General features: G+C 43.1%; 6 protein-coding genes. All 6 read left to right on the top strand.

Annotated elements, in window-relative coordinates; all coding sequences use genetic code 11:
- Window positions 1–69 precede the first annotated feature (69 nt).
- The 6 genes from ACFQ2O_RS18240 to ACFQ2O_RS18215 all read left to right on the top strand — a co-directional run bounded on the left by ACFQ2O_RS18240 (window position 70) and on the right by ACFQ2O_RS18215 (window position 7522).
- Window positions 70–1722 (top strand): lipopolysaccharide biosynthesis protein, encoded by a 1653-nt coding sequence (locus ACFQ2O_RS18240; protein WP_377531242.1) that lies wholly within the window; start codon window positions 70–72, stop codon window positions 1720–1722.
- Window positions 1723–1747: 25 nt separating this feature from the next.
- Complete coding sequence (locus ACFQ2O_RS18235) at window positions 1748–2944, top strand: glycosyltransferase family 4 protein (protein ID WP_377531239.1); 1197 nt, start codon at window positions 1748–1750, stop codon at window positions 2942–2944.
- Window positions 2945–3016: 72 nt separating this feature from the next.
- Entirely contained in the window at window positions 3017–4276 is a 1260-nt protein-coding gene (locus tag ACFQ2O_RS18230; protein WP_377531237.1) for an O-antigen ligase family protein, read from the top strand.
- A gap of 60 nt (window positions 4277–4336) precedes the next feature.
- Window positions 4337–5272: a nucleotide-diphospho-sugar transferase gene (locus tag ACFQ2O_RS18225; RefSeq protein WP_377531235.1), complete on the top strand. Its 936-nt coding sequence runs from the start codon at window positions 4337–4339 to the stop codon at window positions 5270–5272.
- 140 nt (window positions 5273–5412) lie between these two features.
- Complete coding sequence (locus ACFQ2O_RS18220; protein WP_377531232.1) at window positions 5413–6252, top strand: glycosyltransferase family 2 protein; 840 nt, start codon at window positions 5413–5415, stop codon at window positions 6250–6252.
- Window positions 6218–7522, top strand: coding sequence for a glycosyl hydrolase (locus tag ACFQ2O_RS18215; RefSeq protein WP_377531229.1), 1305 nt, complete (start codon window positions 6218–6220; stop codon window positions 7520–7522). Before ACFQ2O_RS18220 ends, ACFQ2O_RS18215 begins: the two co-directional genes overlap by 35 nt.
- The last annotated feature ends 198 nt before the right edge of the window (window positions 7523–7720 follow it).

The following is a 7720-nucleotide window of genomic DNA, read 5'->3' as shown; positions in this document are numbered from 1 at the left end:
ACATCATTCTTTTTACACGCTCTTTTTTATAAAGCGTATCTAATTCAAGGCTTCAACAACTTAATTTCTATGAAACCTACTGTTAAGCCTGCATCACAATTTGCCACGAATACCACTACTGTGCCTACCGCTGAGAACCAGATATTAGAAGCGAACCCTAACTCACCAGCAGGTGAAGTAAAGCCAACGAGTAAAAGCTTAGCATCCCAGGCTGTAAGCGGGTTGAAGTGGGGTTCAGCATCAACGGTAGCAAATGCCGTAATGCAAATCGGCTATACTACAATTATGGCGCGCCTGTTAGCGCCAGAAGCCTTTGGGGTTATTGCCATTGCAGGTGTTATACTTCGCTTCGGAAGTTACTTTGCCAGCCTCGGGCTTTCGCAGGCTATCATTCAGAAAGAAGACTTATCAAATGAGAATATCAGGGCTGCCTTCACAAGCTCCCTTGTATTAGGTGCATTCTTCACTATAGTAGCATGGCTTATAGCCCCCTTCGCCACAGAGTTTTTCGACAATGGAGCTGGTGTTAATGAGTCTCTCCTGGTGCCTGTAGTACAGGTTATGGGTATTGCCTTTCTCCTAAATGGCCTCTCCTCCACTGCTACTACCCTGCTGCAGCGAAACATGCAGTTCAAGGCTTTAAGTATTATAGAAACTATTTCCTATGTGCTTGCTTATTTAGGTGTAGGCATTATCTGTGCTTATTTAGGCTTAGGTGTTTGGAGTTTGGTTTTTGCCTCTCTGGCTCAAACTACGCTTGTAGCCATAGGCGCCTATATGGTTGTCAGACACAATGTGCTACTGCACTTCAACTGGACATCCTACAAACCGCTGTTCAGTTATGGCAGCAAGATGTCTATTGTTAGCTTTCTGGAGTTTATAAGTATAAGCTTAGGCTCTATACTTATTGGCAGGGCCTTCGGCTCTTACAAGCTGGGTATCTATGACAGAGCTCTTTTGCTGGTGAGTTTGCCTATGCACATGCTAACACGCACCGTCTCCAAAGTTATCTTTCCGTCATTTAGTAAAATGCAGTCTGATAACGAGAAACTGGGCAGGGTGTATCTTTCCAGCATCACATTGCTTGCCGCTGCTGTTATACCCGTTTGCCTGGGCATTGCAGTAGCTTCACCTGAAATCATACTTGTTTTGCTCGGCGACCAGTGGGTAGAATCCATCCCTGTGTTACAGGTGCTTTGTCTCGGCATCCCTTTAAGCTTTATAACAATGTTTGCCGGAATAGTTTGTGATGCAAAGGCTGCACTCAACTCTAAGGTTGTTTTGAACGTACTATTTATTCTGGTGATCTGCGGCTGCTTTTACCTGCTTAAAGACTACGGACTAGTTGGTTTTGCCTTTGCCGTTTTTATAGCAGAATTGTTACGTGTCGCTCTTTATCAGCGAGTAATGAGGAAAGTTCTTGACCTTTCCTATAAAACTCAGTTACAGATCTACCTGCCAGGACTGCTGAATGGAGTTTTGGTTGCGGCTTGTATTTATGGTGTAAGCCATATACTAAGAAGCCTCGATATACCAATGATAGTTGTACTTGCTGCACAGATAGTAACAGGAGCACTGTCGCTTCTGACACTGACGTTTGTGTTCCCTCTGAAACTACTGAGAGAACAGATAGGACAGGTTATAGCTATGGTTGGCTTTAATGTAAATACATCAACCTACTTAGGAAAAATGATTTCCCGTTTTAAAAAGGACTTTATTTAAGAGTAGCTTATACAATCATTGATTTATGACGATAGGTATATCCGGACCAGTTGATTTAAAATTGGTTGCATGTGATCTTGGCAAAGAAGAGTTGCCGGAGACAAATGGGTTTCCGCTGGTTTCGCATCTGATCAATGCTTTGCTGAAACGCGGCTATAAAGTTATTGCCTATACTAACTCAGGCAGTATAGATAAACCAGTAGTTATTCATAGCCATAACTTTACCGTGTGCATCGCCTGTACTAAACCTCAACCTGGCCGCCGTTTCTTTCAGTATGAAATAAAAAACCTAGCAAGCCTTATGCAGAAGCATCCGGCGGATGTTATTTATGCATTCTGGACTTACGAATATGCGTGGGCAGCACTTAAAAGCAATATTCCTACTGTTGTAAGCATACACGATATAGCCCATAAGATATTCTTCACGCAGTGCGACATGTTTCGGTTTGTTCGTTTAATGATGAATAACATCGTTACAAGCAAAGCTAAACACTTGGCGGCCAACTCAAGCTATACGTTTAACCAGATATCTAAGAGCCATAAGAAAAAGGCCGTCATCATTAATAATTTCTTTACTCCGGATTTAGAAGATAGTATTGTAAAGCCTGCCCAAAAGCACAATTACATTATTTCCGTGGTGAATGGGTTTAACACACGCAAAGGAATTCCGCTGGCCCTACATGCTTTCGCAAAAGTGCATGAGAAATTTCCTGAGATAGAATACCACCTGATCGGGATTGACATGGAGCCGGATGGCCTGGCGCATGCTTATGCCATAGAGCATAATCTGGCAAAAGGTGTTAAATTCCTGGGGCCACTTCTGCATGACCACCTGGTGCAATTAGTTGCTAATGCTAAAATACTGGTTCACCCCTCCAGAGAAGAGTCTTTTGGAATGGCCGTAATGGAGTCGATGGTGGTAGGTACCGCTGTGATTGGCGGAGAAAACAGCGGTTTTATACCTTACCTGCTAGACCACGGCAAGGCTGGTGTTCTGTGCGATATATACTCAGAGGATGCATTGGCAGCAGCAATTATCAAACTTCTTAGCAATGATACCCTTGCAGCCGAATTTGCTTCCTATGCCTATCAGTATGTGCAGGAGAACTTTTCAGAAGAAGTTGTTATAAGAAAGCATATTGAGGTTTATGAATCTCTTGCCTCCCATTACTACCCGTTGCGGGAGAAAAAAGCACCAGCCCTGGAAGAGGGTACATACTAGTACCCTACCCAAAGGCTTTACATCACACTCTTTATGAAGCTGAATTACAGTATCATCTTTGCTATACCTCTCATGCTTATCCTAACAATGGATAACATGTTTCTAGAGTTGCTCGCACCCGAAAACCCTGATTTGCAGGGCACTATTCTTAATATGCTGGTGCAAGGCATGGCCGTTATATCTTTAGGTTACAGCACGCTTTATTTTCAGCGCATGTCACCTTTTATGCGCTTTATATTTGCTCTCCTGCTGTTATACCTGTTCGCCCTGGTTTACGAGTCATACTATAAATACAACACCTTTATGGTGTACCCGCACGTGTTTCTGAAGCTGTTTTTGTTTTGCTTTGTTTTCTTTATATACACGTTTCACAAGAATAACCCGCTTCCGCACTTCAAGCACGTGCTATGGTTCATATTGATCTGCTTTGTGCTTAACTCTGTGCTTATACACCCGGAGGCATTAAGTCTTTCTGCTTTCACAAGCCATGAAAGAGGCATAGTGGCAAGCTCGGTATACATGTTGATGATACCGTTCTTTTATTTCCTGACCACTTATTTTTACAAAGGAGATACTCCTAATCTATTAGGGGCTTTCTTCCTGGCCTTTCTGATAATCTTCTTCCAGCACCGCACCGTCTGGATCTGTACAGCGCTGGGCTTAGCCATTTACTACCTGCTTATTCGATTTAAGGTAGGCAAGTCACTTCACATCATCGCAAAGCTAATGCCTATTGTTCTCATTGCAGTGGTAGCTGGGTTTGTAGGCAGTGCTTTAGTTTTTTCTATTCACCCTGAAGTTATTGTGAAGTTTCAGGAGAGTTTTTCTGACATAGAGAATTTTGAATCCCAGGGTACGGGTGCATGGCGCTATATGCAGTGGCTATCTTATTGGCCGTTTATCGAGGAGAACCCTTTTTTCGGACTACGCTTTGAAGGTTTTGAGCTTCCTATCCAGTTTTACCGTGAAGACAACGATAAACCTATGTTTGAAGATGGTTATGGTCACTTCTTCCATAGCTTTTATGTAGACGTGCTATTTTACCTTGGTTCTGCAGGTTTGCTTATATATGTGCTCATAATTGGCTATATAATCGTAAATACTATAAAGAGCAAGCGCCTCTCCATAGACCAGATCGTGTTACTGTCTTTTGTCTTAACAGGTCCTTTATTTGGTTTGTCTTACGTATTCACTCCTTTTTACTACGGTATAACTGGTTGGTGCATAGTAGCTCTGGAAGAAGACGTAAGCGGCCCTATCACCTTCCTGAAAGAGTCTGCACAACGCATGCGCCTAAAACGGAGTGCGCTTAATACTCAAAAAGTTACCTGAGAAGCAACTATCTTTTAGAATCGCAGTATTACTATATAACAAAACGCATCCAATACCTACATGACTACGCCAACCCTTACTGAGCCCTTAAGTACTCCCGTATTATTGATTGTATTCAACAGGCCTCATACAACGCAGCAGGTATTTGACCGCATAAGACAGGTAAAACCCAAAAAACTATATGTAGCCGCTGATGGTCCTCGACCGCATGTGGCCACTGATGCCGAGAAATGTGCCGAAACCCGCCGGATTGTGGAGCAGGTAGACTGGGAGTGTGAGGTAAAGACGCTGTTTCAAGAGGAGAATCTGCGTTGCGGTGTTGCCCCTGCTACTGCCATTACCTGGCTTTTTGAACACGAAGAAACAGGCATTATACTAGAAGACGACTGCGTACCTTCTAAAAGTTTTTTCTTTTACTGCCAGGAGGTGCTGGAGCGGTACAAGCATGACACGCGCATTATGCACGTGAGCGGCAATAACTATTTGAACGGCTGGCGCCGCGACAGCGACTACTCGTATTATTTCTCAGACAAAGTAAATGCCTGGGGCTGGGCTACCTGGCGCAGAGCTTGGCAGCTTTTTGACTATAACCTGGGCAATTATCCTGAGCTAAAGCAAAAAGGATATTTGAATGGCATCTTTTTAAACAAATTTGAAGAAGCCTATCGCCTGAGCAAGCTTCAAGAAACCTTTACCAATATCGAGAAAGGTGATGTGTGGGACTATCAGTGGGAGTTTACCGTATACAGTAATTCCGGGCTCTGTATCATACCGGAAGTTAACCTTGTGCGTAATATAGGCTTTGGAGCAGATGCAACTCACACGTTTAGTACACATGATAAAAAGGCACTCGTACAGGAGCAGGAAATTGACCTCCCCTTGCGCCACCCTCGCTTTGTGTTACGCGACCTTGAATCAGACCGAAAAAACTTCAATCACCTCATTAGAGATAAAGTAAGCACCAAACTAAAAAGCATTTTCAATTTCAGTTTGTAAAGCTTTAGCATTCATTTAAGAAAGTTTCCCGCTGCTTTTTATGGTTTTGTAAATAATACAACCTATTTCCAGCTATAGAAGTAAAGCTCAGGGAAAAATTCAGAAAGTATACAGCACCGTTAGTAATATCGCATAAAGCCATGATTTATATAGTTATACCTGTTTTTAACAGAAAGAATTTTACACGCGAATGTCTAAAGTCTTTAGAGGCGCAAACCAACAAAGAGTTTAAGGTTGTGGTAGTGGATGATGGCTCCACAGATGGCACAGCAGAAATGTTGCGCGATGAGTTTCCGCAAGTAGATGTTCTGTTTGGGGATGGAGGGCTGTTTTGGACCGCCAGTGTTAACCTGGGAATTCAGCATGCTTTAAAGTCCGGGGCAGATTATGTTATGACGCTTAACAACGACCTGGAAGTTTCGACTGACTTTATCGCCCAAACCTACAAGTGGATAAAAGAAAAACCAGAAGCCATTATCGGGGCTTTGGAAATGGATGCTGCCACCAAAGAACCTGTTTATGGTGGCGAGATAATTGACTTTAAACTTCACAGAGCGCGATACCTGCTAAAGGAACTGCCGAAGGAGCAGCAAAAAGGATTGCACCAGGTATCACGCCTGCCGGGCAGGGGGCTGCTTATACCTAAGGCTGTGTTTGAAAAAATTGGTCTTTTTGACCAGGAGAACTTCCCTCACTATATAGCGGACAACGATTTTACCCATACTGCTGCCCGGCATGGCTTTGAGCTATACTGTAATTACGATGCCAAAATTTATACTTACCCAGAGGAAAGCGGTGATATTAAAAACCGCCAGAAGAAAAACCTAAAGAACTTTTACAATCACCTATTTGATATAAAAGGCGGCGGCAACCTGCGCGACTTTACCAGGTTTACTTTTAAAAATTGCCCTACACCTTACATCCCCTATTATCTTGTAAGTGGATATGCACGACGCATATTTGGCTATATTGTTAAATAAATGTGCCATACCTGTAACTCGTTATGATTTGCATCTAAAGCGTAGAGGTATAAAAAGCAGCACTAAACGTAGCGGCATCATACTAGGCAGTATACTACTGCTGGGTATGCTAGGCTACTTTATCTGGCAGCAGAACACTACCCCGCCAGCCAGCGCCTCTTTCCAGCTGCAATACGAGGGGCCCATTGTTATAACAAAAGGTGGCACGTATACCGGTAACTGGGAATCCAAAGATGCAGAGGTATCTGCTGTTGAGATTAAAACGTCTGAGCCAGTCATTATTCTTAACTCCAATATTCGAGGTGCAGGTCGTTTGATCAGGAGCCAGGGTTACGCTGCCGATATTCAGGTATATAATACTTATGGCTACGGCATTACGCCCACACCATGGAAAGAGTATAAAAAGCCGCGCAATTTTTTGGTGGTAGATGTATTCCGCAATATTGTTGTAGAACATTGTTACATTGAGAATGCGGCAGGCATTAACCTTGGGGTAAGCTATGAAGGCAACGGCTCTCCGCAGGAAACAGTTAAAATTCGCTATAACAAAGTCCGGAATATTGATGGCCGGGTGCATGATGGCTGGGCTATAGTCAACTTTGTAGGACTAAACTTCAGGAACCCGATCCGACATGCAGAAATAGCCTGGAATCAGGTTATTAACGAACCCGATGAATCAGTTGTAGAAGACAATATTAACATCTATAACACCAGAGGCCTCCCCGACTCTCCAATTCGTATTCACAATAATTATATACAGGGCGCTTTCCCGCTACCGTCTAGCGAGAGCAATTATACCGGCGGTGGAATTCTGTCTGATTCTCCGGGAACTGACTCGACACAAGCCACTGCTCACCTGGAAATATACCGGAACCAACTGGTAGGTTTAGGCGGGTATTGTATTGGTATAGCTGGTGGTAACAACATTAAGGTATACAATAACCGGATGGTAGTGGCAGCACGGCATTCAAATGATTCTCTGTATACCTTCTGGACAAGCGGTGTCTGGGCGAAGGATTATTATCAGACAAAGTCTACTTATGCCAACACGATGCACCACAACACTATAGCTGTGGTAGGTAAAACAGGTACTTGGCGGAATGATATTGTAGATGATTCTATTATAGCTGCCAACTTGTTTTCAAACACAGTCCTGGCGGATCAAGTTACAAAGTCAATGGAAAAGAAGGAGTTTGAGCATTGGGAAAACAAACTGAGGCAAAATAAAATCAAGATCGGTCCTTTAGCCTCCATGAAACAGAAGCACTAAAAGGGGCTCAAGTAACAGCCACTCTTTATTCTGCGCAACTTATAGGCCTATATTTTAGTAAATGCTATCAAATTACATCAGCCGAGCAACAACCAATGTATGGTCTGCCTTTGTTTCTGATGCTGAATAAGTAGCAGTTATCTTTGCCACAAGTATAAAAAAACATACTACTAAGTATAAAGCGCTTGTCGAGACGCA

The sequence above is a fragment of the Pontibacter rugosus genome (genome assembly GCF_042678745.1).
Taxonomy (GTDB): domain Bacteria; phylum Bacteroidota; class Bacteroidia; order Cytophagales; family Hymenobacteraceae; genus Pontibacter; species Pontibacter rugosus.
Note: the sequence above shows the minus strand (reverse complement) of the source record. Positions and strands in the feature narration are given on the sequence as shown.